This window comes from Shewanella schlegeliana (genome assembly GCF_016765635.1).
GTDB classification, from domain to species: Bacteria; Pseudomonadota; Gammaproteobacteria; order Enterobacterales; family Shewanellaceae; genus Shewanella; species Shewanella schlegeliana.
On sequence record NZ_JAESVD010000009.1, the window covers coordinates 1 to 21,623 of the forward strand.

Here is a 21,623-nt window from a genome sequence, read left to right on the forward strand (position 1 = left end):
TCACCCGTCCGCCGCTCGTCACCTCAGGAGCAAGCTCCCTTGTGTTACCGCTCGACTTGCATGTGTTAGGCCTGCCGCCAGCGTTCAATCTGAGCCATGATCAAACTCTTCAATTAAAGTTTTTTTGCTTCACCTCGAAAGGGTCAGCGGCTCAACGAATTCTGTATTACATATTGCTATGAACACTCATTCATTAAGTAAATTTTTGATTGCTTCGTTAGAAGCAATTTCGAATAACTTAATCTCTGTGAGTGTCCACACAGATTTGCTTGTCATATTGTTAAAGAGCGTGAAGTCATCTTTCAGACTTCGCCTTAGACGCTTAGGTCGTTTGGCTGAGGAGGCGTATTCTACACTTCCCGTTGTTGGCGTCAAGCGTTTATTTTAAGAAGTTTTTCAAGCGTTGAATTCTTAATCAGAAGTCTTCACCGAAGGTCCTTAAACCGCTTGTCACGAGAGTTATCTTTCCGAAGAAGGTTAACTTACTAACTCTGCTTGCTAGGCGTGTTGCCTGCTGCGCCGTGTCAGTGGGGTCGCATTATAGGGAGATTCAAAAAGAGCGCAAGCGCTTTTTCCTATAATTTCAGACTTTTTTTAAGGTATTTAGTTAGGCACAATTTAGTCACTAGTTACCCTCAGAGTTATCCACAACCAGCTTCAAAGTTGTCGTTTTTTCGCACTCCTAAGCGATTCTAGCCCTGCATCTAAATAGTACGAACACTCGATAAGGTACAGACTCTGGCAACACTTAGAGCATATTGGCCACTTTAATCTAGCCAGTATATATAGCTTAACTTACTCTAAACCGCCAATGCGCTCTGTAACAGCTCACTTTGCTGAATATAGATAAGAGTAATAAAAAAGGGGGACTTATATTAAGTCCCCCTTCTATCTATACCATTGTAGTGCGATTATTAGCTTAGCTTACCATGGCACTGTTTATACTTTTTACCAGAACCACATGGGCATGGATCGTTACGGCCAACTTTCTCACCATCACGAACAACGGGTTGAGTCGCTGCGAGTGCCGCACTCTCTTCTGCACCAACCAAAGCTTCAGCTTCGGCATGCTGGTAGTCACGACGGATCTTTGCATCTTCTTGACGACGACGCTCTTCCATCTCTTCTACATCAGATTGTGCCTGCACTTGTACTTTAGACAAGATACTAATGACATCGTGCTTTAATGACTCAAGCATTTGCTGGAATAGCTCGAACGACTCGCGCTTATACTCCTGCTTTGGATTCTTCTGTGCATAGCCACGCAAGTGGATGCCTTGACGCAGGTGATCCATCGCTGAAAGGTGTTCCTTCCAAAGACCATCTAAGGTTTGTAGCATTACCGCTTTTTCGAATTGACGTAGTACTTGCTCGCCTACCATCTCTTCTTTAGCTTTATATGCATTAACCCACGTCTCAACAATACGCTCACGCAATGTCTCTTCGTGTAGGTCGTCTTCCTTATCTAACCACTCTTGAATAGGCAAATTCATTGCATATTCTTGCTGAAGACGCTTCTCTAGACCTTCTACGTCCCAAAGTTCTTCTACAGACTGGCGCGGAATATATTGATCGACTAGACCATTAACCACATCTTCCTGAATATTGGTAATTGTATCTTGGATGCTATCAGCATCCATCAACTCGTTACGCTGTGCGTAAACAACTTGACGCTGGTCATTAGCCACATCATCGAATTCAAGTAGCTGCTTACGGATATCGAAGTTACGAGCCTCAACTTTACGTTGTGCGTTTTCGATAGCACGTGACACCCATGGATGCTCAATCGCTTCACCTTGTTCCATACCCAACTTCTTCATCATTGAAGAAACACGGTCAGAAGCAAAGATACGCATTAAGCTATCTTCCATAGACAGATAGAAACGAGATGAACCCGCATCACCCTGACGGCCAGAACGACCACGTAACTGATTATCGATACGGCGAGACTCGTGACGCTCAGTGCCTAGGATATGTAGACCACCCGCCTCAACCACTTCATCATGACGAATCTTCCAGTCAGCCTTAATCTTAGCCTTCTGTTCATCAGTAGGGTTGGTTAGTGCTTCGATCTCCATGTTCCAGTTACCACCTAACACGATATCGGTACCACGACCTGCCATGTTAGTTGCTACCGTTACCGCACCAGTACGACCCGCTTGAGCAACGATGTCCGCTTCACGCTCATGGAACTTAGCGTTCAAGATCTCGTGAGGGATCTTTTCCTTCTTCAATAAGCTGTGTAGTAGTTCTGACTGCTCAATCGAAACGGTACCAACCAATACTGGCTGGCCACGTTCACGACAACCAACGATATCTTTTACGATAGCGGCATACTTCTCTTCAGCTGTAAGATAAACCAGATCCGCATGATCCTTACGAACCATAGGGCGGTTAGTCGGAACAACTACCGTATCAAGACCGTAGATGTGTTGGAATTCGAATGCTTCGGTATCAGCAGTACCCGTCATACCGGCAAGCTTTTCATACTGACGGAAGAAGTTCTGGAAGGTAATCGATGCCAAAGTTTGGTTTTCATTCTGAATATGAACGCCTTCTTTCGCCTCAACCGCTTGATGTAGACCTTCAGACCAGCGACGACCCGGCATAGTACGGCCAGTGTGCTCATCGACAATAATAACTTCGTTGTCTTGAACGATATAGTCGACATCTTTTTCAAATAATGTGTGTGCACGTAGTGCTGCATTCACATGGTGAAGTAGAGAGATGTTGGCTGCCGAATACAGTGAGTCACCTTCTGCAAGCATACCGCGTTCAGTCAGTAAGACTTCAACCTTCTCTTGACCACGTTCAGTCATGTGCACTTGCTTTGACTTCTCATCAACTGAGTAATCGCCTTCACCAATATACTCTTCAGTATCTTCTTTCTCTTGAGCAATAAGGTTAGGGATCAGTGTGTTGATCTTGATGTACAGCTCAGAGCTATCTTCAGCGGCACCAGAAATAATTAACGGCGTACGTGCTTCATCGATAAGGATCGAGTCGACTTCGTCGATTAGAGCGTAATGAAGCGGACGTTGTACACGCTCTGCAGGTGAGAACGCCATGTTGTCACGTAGGTAATCGAAACCGAATTCGTTGTTTGTGCCGTAGGTGATATCAGCATCATAAGCAGCTTTCTTTTCAACCTGTCCAAGACCCGCTACGTTAACACCAACTGTTAGGCCTAGGAATTCAAAAAGAGGGCGGTTATTTTCAGCATCACGTCCAGCAAGGTAATCGTTCACTGTAATAACGTGTACGCCTTTACCTGTTAGACCATTTAGATAGGCTGGCAGAGTTGCCGTTAAGGTTTTACCTTCACCGGTACGCATTTCTGCGATACGGTTACTATCCAAAATCATACCACCGATAAGCTGTACATCGAAGTGACGCATCTCAAAGACACGCTTCGACGCTTCACGTACCGTAGCAAATGCTTCTGGTAAAACACCATCTAATGATTCACCACCGTCTAAACGCTCGCGGAAGTGGGCGGTTTTTGCTTTTAATTCTTCATCCGATAGCTTTTCATACTCAGCTTCTAGTGCGTTAATCTTGTTAACGACTTTACCAAACGCTTTAAGTGTACGATCGTTGCGACTACCAAATACTTTTGTCAGTAATTTACCAAACATCTGAACCACTTCTATGTTATTGGCCAAGTCCCTTTTAGAGCCTGAAAGCCGATTTTACGATTACCCTGCCTTGCGGTAGACATATTTTTGCGGATCTATCTGTTGTCCACCGCGCAACACTTCATAGTGTACATGAGGCCCTGTTGAGCGCCCAGTACTCCCCATAACAGCGATTTTATCGCCTTTAGCGACCACATCACCCACATTTACTGACAAAGCTTTATTGTGCCCATAGCGAGTACTGAGACCATTTCCATGATCAATTTCGACTAACTCACCATAACCAAACATCTTGTCCGCCCATGTAACCACGCCACCTGCTGTTGCGATTACATCGACGCCCTCTTTTCCGGCAAAGTCGATGCCTTTGTGCATCGTGCGTTTACCGTTAAAAGGATCATTACGTAAACCGTAGGGCGAAGATAACCAACCTTTTTGAATTGGTCGCCCAGATATATAACGTTCTTCATCTATATGGAGATTAGATGCTACCGTTTCAAGTAGTGAAAGCTGAACATTATTATTATCTATTCGAGATACCAGCTTATCCATATCGGCGATAAGCTGATCGAGTTCGATGTTAGTACCTAATTCACTGATACCACCAACACCGACTTCTGAAGAGAAATCAAATTGATCTTCTAATTGATTATTTACTGCAACTTGCTGACCCAAAGCTTCTAAACGCGTGAGTTTAGCCTGCATACGGGCGACATGAGCCACCAACATCGAGAGTTGAGTTTCCGTTGCACTCTTCAGCGCGATTAACTCATCCTTTTGTTCTTCACGAGCCGTACGCTCGCTATCGACATTAGCTTGTTGCTGTGTAAGTTGCTTAGCATTGTGCTGATAAAGGCCCGCACCTGCTGCAATGAGCAGTATAGGCAATAGCAGCCAACGCTTTCCTGGTTGCCAGCGGGTGGCACCATTTCGACCTTGAATAAAAACTGTTACACTCATAGCCTAATTAAGCCATTTTATTATCATATGAAAAAGCCCCCTCAGGATCTCAGTCAATTACTGCATCAGCAAGGCACTATGCCCAATTTAGCTGAAAAGGCAGAACTGTTATTACACTTAGATCACTACGTGAAACAAGTGCTAACTGGTCCAGTGACAGAGCAACTAAAGGTTGCCAATTTACGTCAAGGGATCTTGGTTATTGAAACAACTACGGCTGCATGGGCGGCGAGAATTAACTTCCAAAAACCCAAAATACTACAATTGCTACAAGCCGAAACGCTACCCATGCTTACCGCAATCGAGGTTAAAGTCAACCCAAGCTTGTTAATGTATGAAACAAAACCCAAGGCCGCTCACAACCTTATTAGTGAAAATGCCGCCGCTCATATTGAGGCATTAGCTGAACATACTGAGGGGACATTAGCGGTAAAACTAAAACGGCTGGCTGCATTAGCCAGCCGTTCAAGGCAATCTTAATTCGCCGTTAAGCGAATACAGCACCTGCTGGTACTGAGAAGCTGACGGGAGCGTCGGCTTCTTTTTCAAAACTCACGATTTCCCATGCATCTTGCTGTGCAAGCATGGCACGTACCAACTGGTTGTTTAGTGCGTGCCCTGTTTTGTATGCGCAGAATTCGCCAACAATGGCGTGACCTGCGACATACAGATCACCAAAAGCATCAAGGATCTTGTGCTTAACGAACTCGTCCTCATAACGCAGGCCATCGGGGTTGAGGACGCGATATTCGTCAAGTACAACAGCATTTTCCATGCTGCCGCCTAGTGCAAGATTATTGGCTCTTAGATACTCGATATCTCGCATAAAACCAAAGGTTCTTGCGCGGCTGATATCTTTAACAAAAGCTGATGATGAAAAATCCATAACCATATGCTGTTGGCTACGAGCGATCTCTGGGTGATTAAAGTCAATTGCAAAATCGACTCTGAAACCTTTAAATGGTTTCAACTCAGCCCACTTATCACCGTCTTCAACACGAATTGGTTTAGTGATTTTGATATATTTCTTAGCTGCGCTCTGCTCTTGAATACCAACTGATTGCAGTAGGAATACAAACGGACTCGCACTGCCATCCATAATTGGAATTTCAGGCGCGTCAACTTCGATAACGGCGTTATCAATACCTAATCCGGCTAGCGCTGCAAATAGATGCTCAATTGTTGAGATACGAACACCATCGTCATTTACCAAAGCTGTACACATAGTCGTCTCACGCACTTGCTCGGCAACAGCGGGAATTTCCACTGCTGGCGTCAAATCGGTACGAACTAGCTTAATGCCGGTATTAACTGGTGCGGGCTTAATGATCAAAGTCACCTTGTTGCCGGAATGCAATCCAACACCAGTAGTCTTAACCATTTCTTTGACAGTTCTTTGAAAAATCATGTATTTACCCGTTTATAATCTCAACAAAAAAGCACTAACCACACACTTTTTAGACGTGTGTAGGCTATGCTGGTCGGATATCTTAGCATATCTTTGCAAATTCACCAAAATTCACTCAGCTTTTCGACAACACTTTAGTATTGCCTTATATTTCTTAACTATTTATTAACACTTAAGTTAATCAGCTTGCTTACGCAAAAATGCTGGAATATCTAAGTAGTCAAGTTCGTTCTTTTTCTCTGTCACAGGTGTCGCCACTTGTGCTTGAGCTGCCGGTGCCGTATTACCATGAGATATAGTTGGTGCAATCGTATCTTCTGGTTCAATGCGAGTCTCGACCGGTACGATTGGCTCTGGACGCGGAGCTGGCTTAGAGACAAGCTGAATATCAGGCTTTTTCTCTGCACCGATACCCGTTGCAACAACGGTTACACGTAGCTCGTCAGACATCTCTGGATCGATAACCGCACCCACAACGACTGTCGCGTTATCAGACGCATAAGCCTTAACATGGTTACCTACAGTTTCGAATTCTTCGATACTCATATCCATACCAGCAGTAATATTAACCAGTACGCCGCGAGCACCAGCAAGATCGATATCTTCTAGTAGCGGACTAGCCACAGCAGCTTCTGCCGCTTCTTCTGCGCGATCTTCACCACTTGCTACACCTGTGCCCATCATGGCATTACCCATTTCTGACATCACGGTTTTTACGTCGGCGAAATCGACGTTGATTAGGCCTGGACGAGTAATTAGCTCTGCAATACCTTGAACAGCGCCAAGTAGTACGTTGTTAGCAGCAGCAAACGCATCTAATAACGAGGTTCCACGGCCTAGCACTTTAAGTAGCTTTTCGTTTGGAATAGTAATTAACGAGTCCACATGCTTAGCTAGCTGCTCAATACCTTGATCAGCATAAGTCATGCGCTTCTTGCCTTCGAATGGGAAAGGCTTAGTTACTACTGCAACGGTCAGAATACCTTCTTCACGTGCAATCTCTGCAACCACTGGTGCAGCACCGGTACCAGTACCACCGCCCATACCCGCAGCGATAAAGATCATGTCCGATCCTTTAATCGCATTACGAATGCTTTCTTTGTCTTCTTCTGCCGCTAGACGACCGATTTCAGGGTTTGCGCCAGCCCCTAAACCTTTAGTTACATCGCGACCCAATTGAATTGTGGTTGATGCAGCAGACTTACGCAGCGCTTGTGCGTCAGTATTTGTTGCCACAAACTCAACACCTTCGATGTTGTGTTTAACCATATGCTCGACAGCGTTACCGCCACCGCCACCGACACCGATGACCTTAATCACCGCTTCGTCTGAATGACTATCCATGATCTCAAACATGGTCTTTTCTCCGTTCTGCCTGCGTTATTAACTAAAACTCGCCTTTAAACCAACTTTGGACCCGATTCCAAAGACTGGTGACCCCTTGTCGCTCAGGACGCTCGAACTGACGCTCGATCACTCTGCGCGCACCATAGTGAAGCAGCCCTACTCCGGTAGAGTAAATTGGCTGATCCACATATTCATGCAAACCTTTAACTGGCAACGGCTGCGCCATTCTTACTGGCATGCCAAACGTTGCCTCGGCAATATCTACCGCACCTTCAATCGATGCCGTACCACCGGTAATAACAATGCCTGCCGCAACTTGATCTTCGAGTCCGCTGTCACGTAACTGCTTTAAGATCAGTTCAAATAACTCTTGGTATCTCGGCTCAACCACTTCCGCCAGCGTGTGACGTGACATGCTACGTGAAGGGCGACCACCAACTGAAGGCACTTCAATGCTGTCTTCACGGCTCACCATAGCGCTACGAGCGCTGGCGTGCTGTACCTTAATCTGTTCTGCGTGAGATAAAGGTGTACGGAATATCTTGGCGATATCGTTAGTCACCTGATTACCCGCAACCGGCACCACTGCGCAATGACGCAATGCACCATTGGTATAAACTGCAATATCCGTTGTTCCGCCGCCCATATCGACCAAGCAGACACCTAAGTCTTTCTCATCATCAGTTAGCACAGAGTCGGCCGAAGCAATTGCTGAAAACACGAGGTCATCGACTTTTAAGCCACAGCGCTCAACGCTCTTAGTGATGTTCTTAGCCATATCATTGGCACAAGTCACAATATGTACCTTAGCTTCCATACGCATGCCTGACATGCCAATAGGGCTCTTAATGCCGTCTTGCACATCGATTGCGTACTCTTGCGGCAGCACATGCAAGATACGACGTTCCGTTGGGATCTTAACCGAGCGCGCCGTATGGATCACATTGTCAACGTCTTCCTGAGTCACCTCTTCGTCGTTGATAGATACCATGCCGTTTTCATTCTGACACTCGATATGCTTACCAGAAATACTCAAGTAAACCGAAGAGACTTGGCAATCTGCCATTAACTCGGCTTGATCCAGTGCTCTTTGCACACTGCGGACGATAGAGTCGAGATCGTTAACGCCACCTTTATCCATGCCTCTTGAAGGATGGTTTCCCAGGCCGACAATACTAATCTCACCGTCAGGCAACACTTCACCAATGATCACAGCGACCTTTGATGTCCCTATGTCCAATCCCACGATCAGATTTCTATCTAGATTCTTGGTCATTAATTAACGGCTCTCTTTCTTTGCATCATCCCAACCTACGGCCAAACCTGTGTCGTAGCGCAAATCCACAATCGCTACCTGTTTATCTTGCTTAGCAAGTTGCGGGTAGACGTGGATAAATCTTTGTATCCTTGCCATCTTGTCTTCGCGACCCAACTCCAACTTAATACCGTTATTGAGTTGTGCGTGCCAAGCATGTCTCGGGCTCAAACTTAAACTCTGTAAGTTAAAGCCATTAATTCTTAATAGTTCACCTAACTGCTGGTAAGTAGTTAGCACCGACTTACTTTGCTCTTCAGGCCCGGTCAACAAAGGTAAGTTAGGTATACCTTCTTTTGCTGGTGCATCAAACACTTCGCCATAAATATTGAGCCAATCATCACCATTCCAATGTGCAACTGGCTTTTGTTCCACCAGGTAGACCTTCAATTTAGCAGGCCACTCTCGTCTTACTGAGGCTTGATACACCCAAGGCAAGGCTTCTAACGCATCTTGCACTTGATTAACGTCGGCGGAGAAAAAGCTTCGCTGCATTAAATCCTGCAGTGCAACTTGGATCTCCTTGTCATCGGTGTATAACCGCTCTCCGCTAATCGCAACTGCTTCAATAGGTAGCGCATCGGCATCGTTTAGCACGGAATCTAGTTTCATTACTGCCATCGATAAACCTACCAATACACACAGTAAAAACCCCACCCCGAAACACAGATACCAATCGGCTTGCGAAAGCAAAACTCGAACACGCTGACCTTTCTCGCGCCAAGACACCTTTAGGCTTCCTTTTGCAACCGTAACCTCGGAAAACCGGCCATTATATAGCCCTTATTCCAAGCGTCAAAATTTGATGTGTAACTAAAGCTATATTGCTCAAAATTACGCATTTTTTTCATCTGTTGCCGCACTATCAAAACCTAGATTTGACTCGGCAAGACTACGTGACAACAATCCAATACTACCTGCCCCTTGAGTCAGCAGTAGGTCACCATCTTGTAAGATCTCTGGCAATACCGTTTCTAACTGCTCGGTGCTGGCAACGAACACAGGCTCAACCTGACCACGCACTCGAATAGAGCGACATAGAGCACGGCTATCGGCACCTGGAATTGGCGCTTCACCCGCTGCATAAACATCAAGCATCAACAAGCAGTCGACTTGCGATAAGACTTCAACAAAGTCTTCATACAGATCGCGAGTACGGCTATAACGATGTGGCTGATAAATCATTACTAAGCGGCGCTCTGGCCAACCTAGTCTTGCAGCCTTAATGGTTGCTGCAACTTCGCTTGGGTGATGGCCATAGTCATCAACCAACTTAATCTCGCCCTTGCTTGTCGCGAACTCACCGATCTGCTGAAAGCGACGGCCGATACCTTGAAACTCAGCCAGAGCAGCAATAATCGCTTCATCTTCAATGTCATCTTCAGTCGCAACCGCAATCGCAGCCAGCGAATTCAATACGTTGTGCTCACCCGGCAGGTTAACCGATAACTGCAGATCTTCGAGACCTGCACGTCTAACGGTAAACTCGCAGCTATAGCCTGTCTGCTTGAAATCTAACGCACGAACATCTGCATCTTCACTAAAGCCGTAAGTCACGATACGACGACCAATACGCGGAATAAGCTCACGCACGATAGGATCATCGATACAAACAACCGCAACACCATAGAAAGGCAGGTTATGCAGGAAGTCGACAAACGTCGTTTTAAGCTTCTCTAGATCGCCTTCATAAGTGTCCATATGATCGGCTTCGATATTGGTTACTACGCTAACCATCGGCTGCAGATGCAAGAAACTCGCATCGCTCTCATCCGCTTCGGCGATAAGATAACGACTGTGACCTAATCTGGCGTTGGTGCCCGCACTATTAAGCAAGCCACCGATCACAAATGTTGGATCGCGCTCAGCTTGGCCGTAAACACTAGCGATCAAACTGGTCGTGGTCGTTTTACCGTGAGTACCCGCAACGGCAACACCGTGACGGTAACGCATCAGCTCCGCTAGCATCTCAGCGCGGCGTACCACAGGGATCCTTAGCTCTTTTGCTGCCACTAGCTCTGGGTTATCAGCACTAATCGCCGTAGAAACAACGACGACATCGACATCTTTTACCTGACTGGCATCATGGCCAATATAGATAGTCGCGCCAAGTTGAGTTAATCGCTCAGTTACCGCGCTCGGTGCGATATCAGAACCACTTAACTTGTAACCTTCATTAACAAGCACTTCCGCTATGCCGCCCATACCTGCACCACCTATTCCAACGAAATAGATGTGCTTAACCCTGCGCATTTCAGGGATCATGGATCTTAGCTGCGAATACTTCTCTGCTTTGTTACTCATCTCAACCCTTTTGTGCTAATCGAATACAGACGTTTGCGACTCTTTGCGTTGCATCTAAGATCGCGACGTCTCGAGCACGTCGGCCCATATTGCATAATTCTTGTTTATCAGAAGCCAGCATCGACAATTTTGTCATCAGCTTGCTAGTATCTACTATCGGCTGTGGCAACAGGAAAGCGGCCCCAGCGTTGACTAAAACTTTGGCATTCTTGGTTTGATGATCATCTACCGCATGTGGGTAAGGCACCAATAAGCTCGGTAAGCCTACGGCCGCCAACTCAGATACGGTTAATGCGCCAGAGCGACATACCACCACATCAGCCCAACGGTAAGCCGCTTCCATATCATCGATAAACTCGGCAACACTGACACTGCCATCTTGGCCAAGTCGCTGGTATTCCGCCTTCACTGATGCGAGGTTATCACGGCCAACTTGATGCCAAACCGTCATAGAGTGAGTCTTGCTAACCCCCTCTAACACACTCGGCATCACATCGTTAAAAATCTTCGCCCCTAAGCTACCGCCAACAACGAGTACCTTTAATGAGTCATCGTCACAGGAGTATTCACGCTGCTCCCCTAAGGCGATCAGCTCTTTACGGATGGGGTTACCAACGGTTTCCGCCTTAACATCGGTAAAGGTGCCTTCAAAGGCACACAAAACCTCTGATGCAATGCGCGAGAGCAGTTTATTGGTCATGCCTGGGATAGCATTTTGCTCATGTAACACCAGTGGGATACCGCACAGTTTTGCCGCTACACCACCAGGACCACTGGCAAAGCCGCCCATGCCCATCACCACATCGGGTTTAAAGTCTTTGATCACCGCACGCGCTTGCATCACCGAACGCAGTATCTTAAAAGGCGCCGCCAACTTACGCATTAAGCCATTACCACGCACACCCTTAATATCGATAAAGTTGATATCAAAGCCATGTTGAGGCACAAGCCTCGCTTCCATTCGCTCAGCCGTGCCTAACCAACGTACTTTCCAGCCTTGCTGGCTTAAATACTTAGCTACTGCTAACGCAGGAAACACATGACCGCCGGTACCACCAGCCATGATTAAAATGCGTTTTTCTTCAGCTTGGTTAGTCATCATTTCACTCATTATTTGCTTGTCCGGCCTTCGATGGCCTGGATAACACTCAATCTTCTTTCATGGTCAATTCGGATAAGCATCATCGCTGCCGCCGTCATCACCCATAAACTACTACCGCCATAACTGATAAATGGCAGGGTTAACCCTTTGGTTGGCAACATACCGATACTGGCACCGACGTTAACCACCGTCTGGAAACAGATCCAGATCCCGATGCCATAGGCTAAATAGCCTTCAAATGCACGCTCCAGTGCCAAACACATGTTGCCCAGTTTGATAGCCCGTAGTGCCACAAACAGCAACACAGATAACACGGCAATAATGCCGATAAAACCAAGCTCTTCGCCAATTACCGCGAAGATAAAGTCGGTATGCGCCTCTGGCAGATACTCCAACTTCTGAATACTGTTACCTAGGCCCTGACCAAACCAATCGCCGCGCCCATAGGCCATCAGTGACTGTGTAAGCTGGTAACCGCTACCAAACGGATCCTGCCATGGGTCAAGAAACGAGGTAACTCGTCGCATACGATATGGCTCGAGTAACACCAGAGCTACGAATGCCAAGATCCCCGTAAGAATCAAGGCAAAGAAATCCAGTAATCGTGCTCCAGCTAAAAACAGCAAACCAACTGTGCCAACAAACAGCACCACAACCGTCCCTAAGTCAGGCTGCATCAAAATCAAAAACGCATACACGGCAAAAACGGCAATCGGCTTATAGAAACCTTTAGCATTTTCCCTGATCTCTTGGTGGCGTCTTACTAAATAACCTGCCATATAGATGGCAAAAGCAAACTTAGCTATCTCGGCCACCTGAATACGGATTGGCCCGATAGACAGCCAACGGGTCGCCCCGTTTACCGTAGTACCGACAATCAGTACAGCCACCAGCATGATGCCCACGACCAGCAACAGCAGGGGGCTAAAATTTTGCCAATGGCGCATCTCAACCTGCAATACCACTGCGGCAATGATTACACAGCCCACAAGGTAGGCGCCATGACGCCAAACAAAATGAAACGGGTTTCCCGTTAAAGTCTGCGCCTCTGGCATGGAGGCTGACATCACCATAACAAAGCCAAAACAGATCAACGACAATACAGCAAATAACAATGCTCTATCGTACAACTGCATCCCTGGCGCAGAGTTATCACTAAACAGATTCGGCAACGACCATTTCAGCCGATTGCCAAACAGGCTTAATTGCTTCTCACTACTCGCCATGGAGCGCATCAACTAAGCTGCGGAACTCATCTCCACGAGCCATAAAGTTGGGGTACATATCTAAGCTTGAGCAAGCGGGTGACAAAATAACAATATCACCAGCCGTAGCTAACTCATTGGCCTTTGTCACGGCCTCAGCCAAGGTGGTAACTTTTATCGCCCCAGGTTTTAATGCTGCGATTTTGTCACCGTCTTTACCTAAAACGATTAGCTGGCTCACCTTCTCTAGCACCGGCTCTAGCGGTTTAAAGTCTGCGCCTTTACCATCGCCGCCAGCGATTAAAATTAATTCGCCTAAGTGCTCGCTTAAGCCGTCAATGGCCGCAACCGTAGCACCGACGTTCGTCGCCTTAGAGTCATTGACATAAGTCACACCGGCAATATCAGCAACCACTTCGCAGCGATGAGCAAGGCCTAAAAATGACTTGGCAACCTCTATCTGAAAATCACGCTCAATCCCCGCAGCAGTGGCTAACGCCATCGCAGCGATGATATTGGCATGGTTATGGCTACCAACCAGTGAAACATCGCTGACAGGCATTATCTGGCTACTACCTTGCACTATCATGCCGCCAGCAATCCCCCAATCATCAACCTCTGGAGCATCTAAACCGAAGCTTTGTTGATTGGTTGGGTTGTTCGGTATCGTTAGCGCATCTTCACGATTAAATAGCACCATTTTGCTCTGCTTATAGAGCTTAAGCTTGGCCTGACGATATGACTCAAGATCGCTATAGCGATCCATATGGTCTTCGCTAATATTCAGACAAGTTGCCGCAACGCACTGCAAGCTATGGGTCGTTTCTAACTGGAAACTCGATAGCTCTAGGATATATAGATCTTTAGGCTCGAGGAGTAGATCCAGTGCTGGCACACCGATATTGCCACCAACGGCATAGGAGCAGCCACTGGCTTTAGCCATCTCACCCACTAAGGTGGTGACTGTGGTTTTGCCGTTAGAGCCAGTGATACCGATAACCTTGGCTGATGTTTCGGCCACCGCACGAGCAAACAGCTCGACATCACCGATCACCTCAATTCCCATATCAAATGCAACCCTAACCTCTGGGGTTTCGCACGCAATACCTGGGCTAATGATGATCTGCTGTGCCTGCACCAAGTAACGACAGTCAAAGCCACCAGTGACTAACTCAACCTGAGGAAACTCTGCTGCCAAGCTATCAGCGCCTGGCGGTTGAGTTCGACTATCCATGACTAAAGGAACAATCCCTTGCCCACACAGGTAACGCACAACAGACAAACCTGTTGCACCCAAACCTAAAACTATGTGTGAATATTGCTGCGCCATATCAGACCTATCTAATCCCGTTATTTAAATTAAAATCTGTAATCTAATTTAAGTCAGTTATCTCAATTTCAAGGTTGCTAGTCCAAGTAGAACTAGGAACAAAGAGATAATCCAAAAACGAACAATGACTCGTGGCTCCGGCCAGCCCTTCAACTCATAATGATGATGAATAGGTGCCATACGGAAGATGCGCTGGCCGCGTAACTTGTACGAACCCACCTGCAAGATCACCGACACCGTCTCCATCACAAAGACGCCGCCCATAATCACCAATAAGATCTCTTGACGTACTAGTACTGCGATAGCACCTAGTGCCGCGCCTAAAGATAGTGAGCCTACGTCACCCATAAATACTTGTGCTGGGTAGGTGTTAAACCATAAGAAGCCTAAGCCTGCGCCCACAATCGCCGTACATACAATCACGAGTTCACCCGCTCCCGGCAGATAAGGCAGGTGCAAGTAGTTAGCAAACTGAACGTGACCAGAAAGGTAGGCAATCAAGGCAAATGCTGCTGCAACCATAACCGTTGGCATAATAGCCAAGCCGTCTAAGCCATCGGTTAAGTTCACCGCATTACTTGAGCCGACAATCGTGAAGTAAACCAGTACGATAAAGAATCCGCCAAGCTGTGGCATCACATCTTTAAAGAATGGCACCACTAATTGGGTCTCTCCTGGGCTTTGCGCCGATGCGTAAAGGTAAACAGCAATCACCAGAGCAGCCAAAGACTGCAGCAGATACTTCCACTTAGCGATCAGTCCCTTGGTGTCCTTTCTAACAACTTTACGGTAATCATCGATAAAGCCAATTAGGCCGAAAGTTGCCAAAACGAATAGCACAACCCACACATAGCGGCTACCAAGATCGCCCCAAAGCAATACACTGATAAACACACCAGCAAGGATCAGTAACCCCCCCATAGTCGGCGTGCCACGCTTACTGAAATGCGATTCAGGGCCATCGTTACGTACGACCTGACCAATCTGCATCAGCTGCAAACGTTCGATCATCTTTGGTCCCCACCAAAGACTAAACACCATTGCCGTCATCAAGCCTAAAATGGCTCGAAAGGTCACATATGAAAATACATTAAACCCTGTGTAAAATTGGGTTAAATACTCAGCCAGGTAAACCAGCATTAAACAAACTCCCCGCGACCATAGGCCGTTGTTAAAGCTTCTACTACACGTTCCATTCTCGCACTACGAGAACCTTTCACTAACACGGTAATTTCGGCAGGTAATTCGTTAATGTATTGAATTAAGCCTGCAACTAAATCGTCTATATCGTGGTAATGGTTGGAACCAAAAGCATGACTCGCACCCTCGCTTAGCGTGCCGACACAAAATAGCGCATTAACGCCTTTCGCTTTGGCTAACTCCCCAAGCTCACGATGCAAAAGGGCGGCATTGTCGCCTAATTCGCCCAAATCGCCCAGTACTAAACAGCGATTTCCTTTAATTTCTTGAAGCCAGTCAATTGCTGCCCCCACCGATGCAGGATTTGCGTTATAGCTATCATCAATCACGGTCACTCGACCAAGAGCGTTTGGTAACATACGCCCCTTGACCGGTTTTAGCTGGCTAAGTCCTTGGCAAATTTGGGACAAAGACAAACCTAATGCCAGACAGATACTGGTTGCCGCTAGTGCATTTGAAACCTGATGACGCCCAGCTAAAGGCAACGAAACCTGCTGCGCCTCGTTATGATGATTAATGGTAAAGCTGTAGCGACCATAGTTGTCACTGCTCAGCTCACTCGCCCAAATATCAAGCTCTCGACTAAACTCATTCTCTACGCCAAAGCGCAGCTGCTTGAGATGAGCCGATGCCGCTAACATCACATCGGCAAATGGATCATCGGCATTGATCACCGCAGTACCACCACTTGCGACATGGTTAAAAATTTCAGATTTCGCCTTGGCAACACCTTGCAGCGAACCAAAACCTTCAAGATGAGCCGAAGCGACGTTATTCACCATGGCCACACAAGGCTTTACTAGGCTAGAGGTGTAATCAATTTCGCCTGCATGGTTAGCACCAAGCTCGAATACACCAAACTCATCACCTTGTTGTAATCTCAACAGGGTTAATGGCACCCCTATTTCATTATTAAAGTTGCCCGCGGTATAGAGCACTTGATGCTTTTGCGACAAGATTGTCGCTATCATCTCTTTAACGCTGGTTTTACCATTAGAACCCGTTAGTGCCACACAAATGGGCTCAAGTTGTTCACGTACATAGGCGCCAATTTCACCCATAGCGCGCTGACTATTAGCCACGACAATTTGTGCAGCCTCTATCGGTAACGCCCTTTCCACCAACAATGCATTTGCACCGGCATCGACCGCCGCTTGTGCAAAGTTATGGCCGTCAAAATTCTCACCCTTCAACGCAACGAAAAGCGTTTTGCTATCTACCGCTCGACTGTCGCTAGAAACATTATCGATTGGCAGATCGTCGCCAATCAGCTGGCCATTTAGGCGCGCCGCTAACTCGGCTAAAGAAACCCTGATCATGCATCACCTTCGGCAAGCGCTTTTGCGAATGCCCTTTCATCGTAATTCAATTTTTTACCATTAACTTCTTGGTAGGTTTCATGGCCCTTGCCTGCAAGCAACACCATATCGCCAGCACTCGCCTGCTCGACAAGCTCTTTAATCGCTAGCTGACGATCTACCTGAGACAAAGCTACCTCGGGGCGCTGTAATCCAGTAAAAATATCGGCAATAATTGCGTTAGGATCTTCACTTCTGCAGTTATCGCTGGTCACCATGACGCGGTCGGCAAACTGTTCGGCACTCGCCGCCATCATTGGGCGCTTACCTTTATCTCTGTCGCCACCACAACCGAACAAACACCAAAGCTGGCCTTTGCAATGAACACGCAGCGCTTTTAATGCCTGTTCGATAGCATCTGGGGTATGGGCGTAGTCAACCACAAGTGTGACCCCCTGTTTGCTAGTGAAACGCTCCATTCGTCCTGCAACAGGCTCAAGCTTGGCCGCAAGCGCAACAAGGGTGTGCATGTCTTCACCTAGTAGATAAAGTGCACCGAGTGCGGCAACCAAATTGGAAAGGTTAAAATCACCGAGTAATGGCGAGTTCAGCTGAGCTTCACCTGTTGGCCACACTAAAGTGCAAGACACGCCGCCATCATGAAAATGACAACCTTTGGTATAAATCGCAGCAGTAGCGTCACCTTTAACACTAAAACCTAATAACTTGTCAGACGCCAAATCGGCCAACCATTCACGGCCCACAACGTCATCGACATTGATTAAACCACCACCTAGATTAACGAACTGGAATAAACGCTTCTTGGCGATACCATAAGCTTCCATCGTATGATGATAATCGAGGTGATCACGGCTTAAGTTAGTAAACACCGCTACATCAAACGGAACGGCTTCCACTCGACCTTGCACTAGGCCGTGGCTAGAGACTTCCATCGCACAGGTATCTGCACCCCTTTGCTCAAATTCCTGCAACTGCTTGATAAGGGTGATGGGATCGGCGGTAGTGTTGCCGCTATCGACAAGTTCACCCCATAGGCCATTGCCTAGGGTACCCATTACCGCGGTTTGCTTACCCTGCAGTAACTGCAGCTGAGCAATCAGCTGTGTCACCGAAGTTTTACCATTGGTCCCAGTCACGCCAACAATCTGCGGCCGCGCTTGAGACAGTGGGTAAGCCTGTGCCGCTAAAGCTGAAATTTGTCGATTAAGCTGGAAAAACAGGATCTGTAATCCACCATCGTTAATCACGGTACCGTGCTTTTCGGGTGAATCTGTGTGCACAAGCGCTGCTTTCGCGCCGCGCTCCAATGCACCTGCAATAAACTGCCTGCCATCGACTTGATAGCCAGGAATCGCGACGAATAGATCGCCCTCTCTTACTGCGCGACTATCCAAGGTAATATCCAAGAAATCTTCAGATCCTGAATAGTGAAACCATGGCGCCAACAGATCGCGGATCAGCATTATTCTACACTCCTAGAATGTGCCGCTAAACGCACCTTCTCTCGATTTGAAATCGGTTCTACATTGAGCATCTGCAATGCACCAGACATTACAGAGGCGAATACTGGTGCCGCCACATCACCACCATAATAGCGATCGCCTTTAGGCTCATTCACTACCACAGCAATGGCTAACTTTGGATTATGTACTGGCGCAACGCCGGCAAATAACGCAACGTAATCTTCACCATAGCCACCCGCAACGGCTTTACGTGCTGTACCTGTCTTACCCGCTACGGGATAACCTTCGATATGCGCCTTGCGTGCGGTGCCACCTTTCTCGGTAACGCCCACCAGCATCTCCATCACGCCTTGCGCCACTTCAGGTGAGAGCACCTGGGTGCCTTGCGGTTCTTGCTTAAGCTTTAAAATTGAAACCGGGTAGAGTACGCCCTTGTTTCCTAAAATTGAGTACATTCTGGCAAGCTGCAGTGGCGTGGCCATCAAGCCATAACCAAATGATAAGGTAGCACGCTCAAACTCAGACCAGCGACGTCGGTCATGGATAAGCCCCGCGCTTTCACCTTCTAAGTTGATGCCAGAATAGTTACCTAACCCCATAGTCTGGTAGGCACCTAATAGCTCTTGCACTGGCATAGATAGTGCGATCTTGGTCATACCGACGTTACTGGAGTGCACCAAGATACCGCTAAGGGACAGATCGCCATAGTTGCGACCATCACGGACAATTTTACCACCGATACGCATACGACCAGGGTTGGTCTTAATAATCTGATCCGCTTTAATGGTGCCAGCTTCAAGTGCGGCAGCCACCACAAACGGCTTAATGGTTGAGCCGGGTTCGTAAGAGTCGGTTAACGCACGATTTCGCATGCGGTAGCTCTGCAGACCTTCACGAGAATTAGGGTTATAGGAGGGCGTATTTGCCATCGCTAACACTTCGCCCGTGTGCACATCTAACACCACAATCGAACCGGACGTTGCTTGGTTGATCTCAGTGGCCTTCTTCAGTTCACGATAGGCAAGCTGCTGAATACGTTGATCAATACTCAACACTAAATCATTCGGGCTTTCGCCCTCTTGCACCATATCTAGACGTTCAACCACATGACCGTCTCGAGATTTACGCACTTTCTGCTTAGTTGGCGTTCCGGTGAGCCAATCGTTATAGGTGTTTTCTATCCCTTCGATGCCTTTGTCATCGATATTGGTAATACCGACTAACTGCGCCGAGATCTCACCGGTTGGGTAGTAACGACGAGACTCGGATTTAAGGTAGACACCGGGCAGCTTTAGTTGCTTGATATAGTCGGCAACAGCCGGGGTCACTTGACGCTTAAGGTAGGTAAAACGCTTACGCGGATTAGACTGAACACGCTCGAGGATCTCATCTTTTGGCTCGTGCAAAACATCTGCCAGCGCTTGCCAGCGACGCATATCGGCAAAACCATTTTTATCATGCACCACTTTAGGGTCGGCGTAGACAGCCTTTACTGGTACGCTAACCGCCAGCATCTCGCCATTGCGGTCGGTAATAAGTCCCCGCTGCACTTCACGACTGGTGGTACGCAGGGTACGCATATCGCTTTCGTGACGGAGTTTTTCAGGCTCTATGATCTGAATATAAGCCGCGCGCCCCACCAAGCTGGTAAACATCAGGCAGACAAAAGCCACAACGACGTATAGACGCCATTGGATCAACTGTGGTTTTTGTTTACGCTTCGCCTGTTTACTCATGGTATTCTTACCACAACCTCATCTTTTGGTAATGGACGATTCATGTTGAGCTCTTTAGTCGCTATCCGGGTTATCCGGCTATGCTCTGAACGAGACTGCTCCTCTAAAAGCAAGTTACGCCACTCAATATCTAGCCTGTCCCGCTCTTGTAATAACTGCTCCCATTGACTGGTGTACCTTCTGCCTTCATAGCTGGTATACACCACCGCAATCGCATTCATCATGACCAGCAGTGCTAGCATCATGATCCATTTGTGATGCCACAGATCGAGCAGCACAATGCGGGTTAAATTCAATTGAGCTTTACTCACCTAAGCCTCTTAATCGCTTACGCTTCGTATGGCAAACGCTCGCCGATACGCAGCACTGAGCTGCGCGCTCTTGCATTACGCTCAACCTCTTCTGCCGATGGCTTTATCGCCTTACCCACAGCCTTCAGTTTGCGAGATTTGTTAATTTCAGCTTCAGTAATTGGCAAACCATGAGGCACGCTCTCACCTTGACTATTTCGGCGAATAAATCGCTTCACCATACGATCTTCAAGTGAATGGAAGCTGATCACAGACAAACGCCCTTCTGGCGCTAATACCGTCAATGCACCTTCTAGGGCTTGGTCGATCTGCTCTAACTCACTGTTGATATAAATACGGATCGCCTGGAATACACGAGTCGCAGGATGCTTATTACGCTCCTTGCTCTTAGTGATCCGAGCGATTAAGTCTGCCAGCTCTTTGGTGCGCAGAAATGGAGTCTTATCACGATCGGCTGCGATACAACGAGCAATATGACGAGCATTTTTCTCCTCGCCATAGGTCTTAAATACCCATGCCATATCTTCAATTTCTGCGCGAGCAAGCCACTGTGCAGCGGTCTCACCTTGAGAGTTGTCCATACGCATATCCAGTGGACCATCACGCAAGAAACTAAAACCACGCTCGGCATCGTCTAACTGCGGCGATGACACGCCAAAATCAAGCAGTACACCATCGATTTGGCCTTTCAAGCCTAAATCTTCAACATACTCAGCTAACTGGCCGAAACCACCATGAACGATCTGAAAGCGACTATCGTCTTTAAACTGCTCTGCCGCGGCAATAGCCTGCGGATCGCGATCGATAGCAATCAGCCTTCCATTCGGTCCAAGCTCTTCAAGAACTTTTCGAGAATGACCACCGCGACCGAATGTACCATCGATATAGATACCATCGGGTCTTATGTTTAAGCCTGCAACGGTTTCCGTTAACAGCACTGATAGGTGTTCAAATTCTTGTGTCATGGTTTTCTTCTACTTTTAAG

17 protein-coding genes and 1 rRNA gene are annotated in these 21,623 nt (G+C 47.3%); 1 reads left to right on the forward strand and 17 read right to left on the reverse strand.

The annotated features are described in order from the left end of the window. The 3 genes from JMA39_RS15130 to JMA39_RS15140 all read right to left on the reverse strand — a co-directional run. Positions 1-116, reverse strand: a 16S ribosomal RNA gene (locus JMA39_RS15130); the annotation flags it as partial. Positions 117-914: 798 nt separating this feature from the next. After that, positions 915-3,638 (reverse strand): preprotein translocase subunit SecA, encoded by a 2,724-nt coding sequence (gene secA, locus JMA39_RS15135; protein ID WP_202722697.1) that lies wholly within the window; start codon positions 3,636-3,638, stop codon positions 915-917. Between the two features lie 60 nt (positions 3,639-3,698). Next, positions 3,699-4,598, reverse strand: coding sequence for a M23 family metallopeptidase (locus tag JMA39_RS15140; RefSeq protein WP_202722698.1), 900 nt, complete (start codon positions 4,596-4,598; stop codon positions 3,699-3,701). A 27-nt stretch (positions 4,599-4,625) separates the two neighbouring features. On the opposite strand from JMA39_RS15140, the gene JMA39_RS15145 reads away from it, so the two are divergent. After that, entirely contained in the window at positions 4,626-5,078 is a 453-nt protein-coding gene (locus JMA39_RS15145) for a DUF721 domain-containing protein (RefSeq protein WP_202722699.1), read from the forward strand. Between the two features lie 7 nt (positions 5,079-5,085). Here JMA39_RS15145 and lpxC read toward each other — a convergent pair whose 3' ends face one another. The 14 genes from lpxC to rsmH form a co-directional block, all read right to left on the reverse strand. Next, positions 5,086-6,006: a UDP-3-O-acyl-N-acetylglucosamine deacetylase gene (gene lpxC, locus JMA39_RS15150; protein WP_202722700.1), complete on the reverse strand. Its 921-nt coding sequence runs from the start codon at positions 6,004-6,006 to the stop codon at positions 5,086-5,088. A gap of 177 nt (positions 6,007-6,183) precedes the next feature. After that, on the reverse strand, positions 6,184-7,362 hold the full coding sequence (ftsZ, locus tag JMA39_RS15155; protein ID WP_202722701.1) for a cell division protein FtsZ: 1,179 nt from the start codon (positions 7,360-7,362) through the stop codon (positions 6,184-6,186). Between the two features lie 31 nt (positions 7,363-7,393). Further along, positions 7,394-8,629 carry a cell division protein FtsA gene (ftsA, locus tag JMA39_RS15160; RefSeq protein ID WP_202722702.1) on the reverse strand — a complete coding sequence of 412 codons (1,236 nt, stop codon included), beginning with the start codon at positions 8,627-8,629 and terminating at the stop codon, positions 7,394-7,396. Positions 8,630-8,632: 3 nt separating this feature from the next. Next, on the reverse strand, positions 8,633-9,397 hold the full coding sequence (locus JMA39_RS15165) for a cell division protein FtsQ/DivIB (RefSeq protein ID WP_202722703.1): 765 nt from the start codon (positions 9,395-9,397) through the stop codon (positions 8,633-8,635). 105 nt (positions 9,398-9,502) lie between these two features. Then, positions 9,503-10,972, reverse strand: a complete 1,470-nt coding sequence (gene murC, locus JMA39_RS15170; RefSeq protein ID WP_202722704.1) for a UDP-N-acetylmuramate--L-alanine ligase — start codon at positions 10,970-10,972, stop codon at positions 9,503-9,505. Between the two features lies 1 nt (position 10,973). Beyond that, the gene (gene murG / locus JMA39_RS15175) at positions 10,974-12,071 is read right to left on the reverse strand and encodes an undecaprenyldiphospho-muramoylpentapeptide beta-N-acetylglucosaminyltransferase (protein ID WP_202722898.1); all 1,098 of its coding nucleotides are present in this window, start codon (positions 12,069-12,071) and stop codon (positions 10,974-10,976) included. Between the two features lie 11 nt (positions 12,072-12,082). Then, the gene (gene ftsW / locus JMA39_RS15180; protein ID WP_202722705.1) at positions 12,083-13,300 is read right to left on the reverse strand and encodes a cell division protein FtsW; all 1,218 of its coding nucleotides are present in this window, start codon (positions 13,298-13,300) and stop codon (positions 12,083-12,085) included. Continuing rightward, positions 13,290-14,609 carry a UDP-N-acetylmuramoyl-L-alanine--D-glutamate ligase gene (gene murD / locus JMA39_RS15185; RefSeq protein ID WP_202722706.1) on the reverse strand — a complete coding sequence of 440 codons (1,320 nt, stop codon included), beginning with the start codon at positions 14,607-14,609 and terminating at the stop codon, positions 13,290-13,292. The genes ftsW and murD overlap by 11 nt, the downstream gene beginning before the upstream one ends. A 57-nt stretch (positions 14,610-14,666) precedes the next feature. After that, on the reverse strand, positions 14,667-15,749 hold the full coding sequence (gene mraY / locus JMA39_RS15190; RefSeq protein WP_202722707.1) for a phospho-N-acetylmuramoyl-pentapeptide-transferase: 1,083 nt from the start codon (positions 15,747-15,749) through the stop codon (positions 14,667-14,669). Further along, positions 15,749-17,128, reverse strand: a complete 1,380-nt coding sequence (locus tag JMA39_RS15195; RefSeq protein ID WP_202722708.1) for a UDP-N-acetylmuramoyl-tripeptide--D-alanyl-D-alanine ligase — start codon at positions 17,126-17,128, stop codon at positions 15,749-15,751. Before JMA39_RS15195 ends, mraY begins: the two co-directional genes overlap by 1 nt. After that, on the reverse strand, positions 17,125-18,591 hold the full coding sequence (gene murE / locus JMA39_RS15200) for a UDP-N-acetylmuramoyl-L-alanyl-D-glutamate--2,6-diaminopimelate ligase (protein WP_202722709.1): 1,467 nt from the start codon (positions 18,589-18,591) through the stop codon (positions 17,125-17,127). Before murE ends, JMA39_RS15195 begins: the two co-directional genes overlap by 4 nt. Then, positions 18,591-20,327, reverse strand: a complete 1,737-nt coding sequence (locus tag JMA39_RS15205; protein ID WP_202722710.1) for a peptidoglycan D,D-transpeptidase FtsI family protein — start codon at positions 20,325-20,327, stop codon at positions 18,591-18,593. Before JMA39_RS15205 ends, murE begins: the two co-directional genes overlap by 1 nt. Then, positions 20,324-20,638 carry a cell division protein FtsL gene (ftsL, locus tag JMA39_RS15210; RefSeq protein WP_202722711.1) on the reverse strand — a complete coding sequence of 105 codons (315 nt, stop codon included), beginning with the start codon at positions 20,636-20,638 and terminating at the stop codon, positions 20,324-20,326. The genes JMA39_RS15205 and ftsL overlap by 4 nt, the downstream gene beginning before the upstream one ends. A gap of 17 nt (positions 20,639-20,655) precedes the next feature. After that, entirely contained in the window at positions 20,656-21,603 is a 948-nt protein-coding gene (gene rsmH / locus JMA39_RS15215; protein ID WP_202722712.1) for a 16S rRNA (cytosine(1402)-N(4))-methyltransferase RsmH, read from the reverse strand. Positions 21,604-21,623 lie beyond the last annotated feature (20 nt).

What these genes read in the sequence shown, in the direction of transcription:
- murD (WP_202722706.1), bottom strand. Translation starts at nt 14,609, where the DNA reads ATGGCGCAGCAATATTCACACATAGTTTTAGGTTTGGGTGCAACAGGT.
- secA (WP_202722697.1), bottom strand. Translation starts at nt 3,638, where the DNA reads ATGTTTGGTAAATTACTGACAAAAGTATTTGGTAGTCGCAACGATCGT.
- murE (WP_202722709.1), bottom strand. Translation starts at nt 18,591, where the DNA reads ATGCTGATCCGCGATCTGTTGGCGCCATGGTTTCACTATTCAGGATCT.
- JMA39_RS15140 (WP_202722698.1), bottom strand. Translation starts at nt 4,598, where the DNA reads ATGAGTGTAACAGTTTTTATTCAAGGTCGAAATGGTGCCACCCGCTGG.
- murG (WP_202722898.1), bottom strand. Translation starts at nt 12,071, where the DNA reads ATGACTAACCAAGCTGAAGAAAAACGCATTTTAATCATGGCTGGTGGT.
- JMA39_RS15145 (WP_202722699.1), top strand. Translation starts at nt 4,626, where the DNA reads ATGAAAAAGCCCCCTCAGGATCTCAGTCAATTACTGCATCAGCAAGGC.
- mraY (WP_202722707.1), bottom strand. Translation starts at nt 15,749, where the DNA reads ATGCTGGTTTACCTGGCTGAGTATTTAACCCAATTTTACACAGGGTTT.
- murC (WP_202722704.1), bottom strand. Translation starts at nt 10,972, where the DNA reads ATGAGTAACAAAGCAGAGAAGTATTCGCAGCTAAGATCCATGATCCCT.
- ftsA (WP_202722702.1), bottom strand. Translation starts at nt 8,629, where the DNA reads ATGACCAAGAATCTAGATAGAAATCTGATCGTGGGATTGGACATAGGG.
- JMA39_RS15205 (WP_202722710.1), bottom strand. Translation starts at nt 20,327, where the DNA reads ATGAGTAAACAGGCGAAGCGTAAACAAAAACCACAGTTGATCCAATGG.
- ftsW (WP_202722705.1), bottom strand. Translation starts at nt 13,300, where the DNA reads ATGGCGAGTAGTGAGAAGCAATTAAGCCTGTTTGGCAATCGGCTGAAA.
- rsmH (WP_202722712.1), bottom strand. Translation starts at nt 21,603, where the DNA reads ATGACACAAGAATTTGAACACCTATCAGTGCTGTTAACGGAAACCGTT.
- lpxC (WP_202722700.1), bottom strand. Translation starts at nt 6,006, where the DNA reads ATGATTTTTCAAAGAACTGTCAAAGAAATGGTTAAGACTACTGGTGTT.
- JMA39_RS15195 (WP_202722708.1), bottom strand. Translation starts at nt 17,128, where the DNA reads ATGATCAGGGTTTCTTTAGCCGAGTTAGCGGCGCGCCTAAATGGCCAG.
- ftsZ (WP_202722701.1), bottom strand. Translation starts at nt 7,362, where the DNA reads ATGTTTGAGATCATGGATAGTCATTCAGACGAAGCGGTGATTAAGGTC.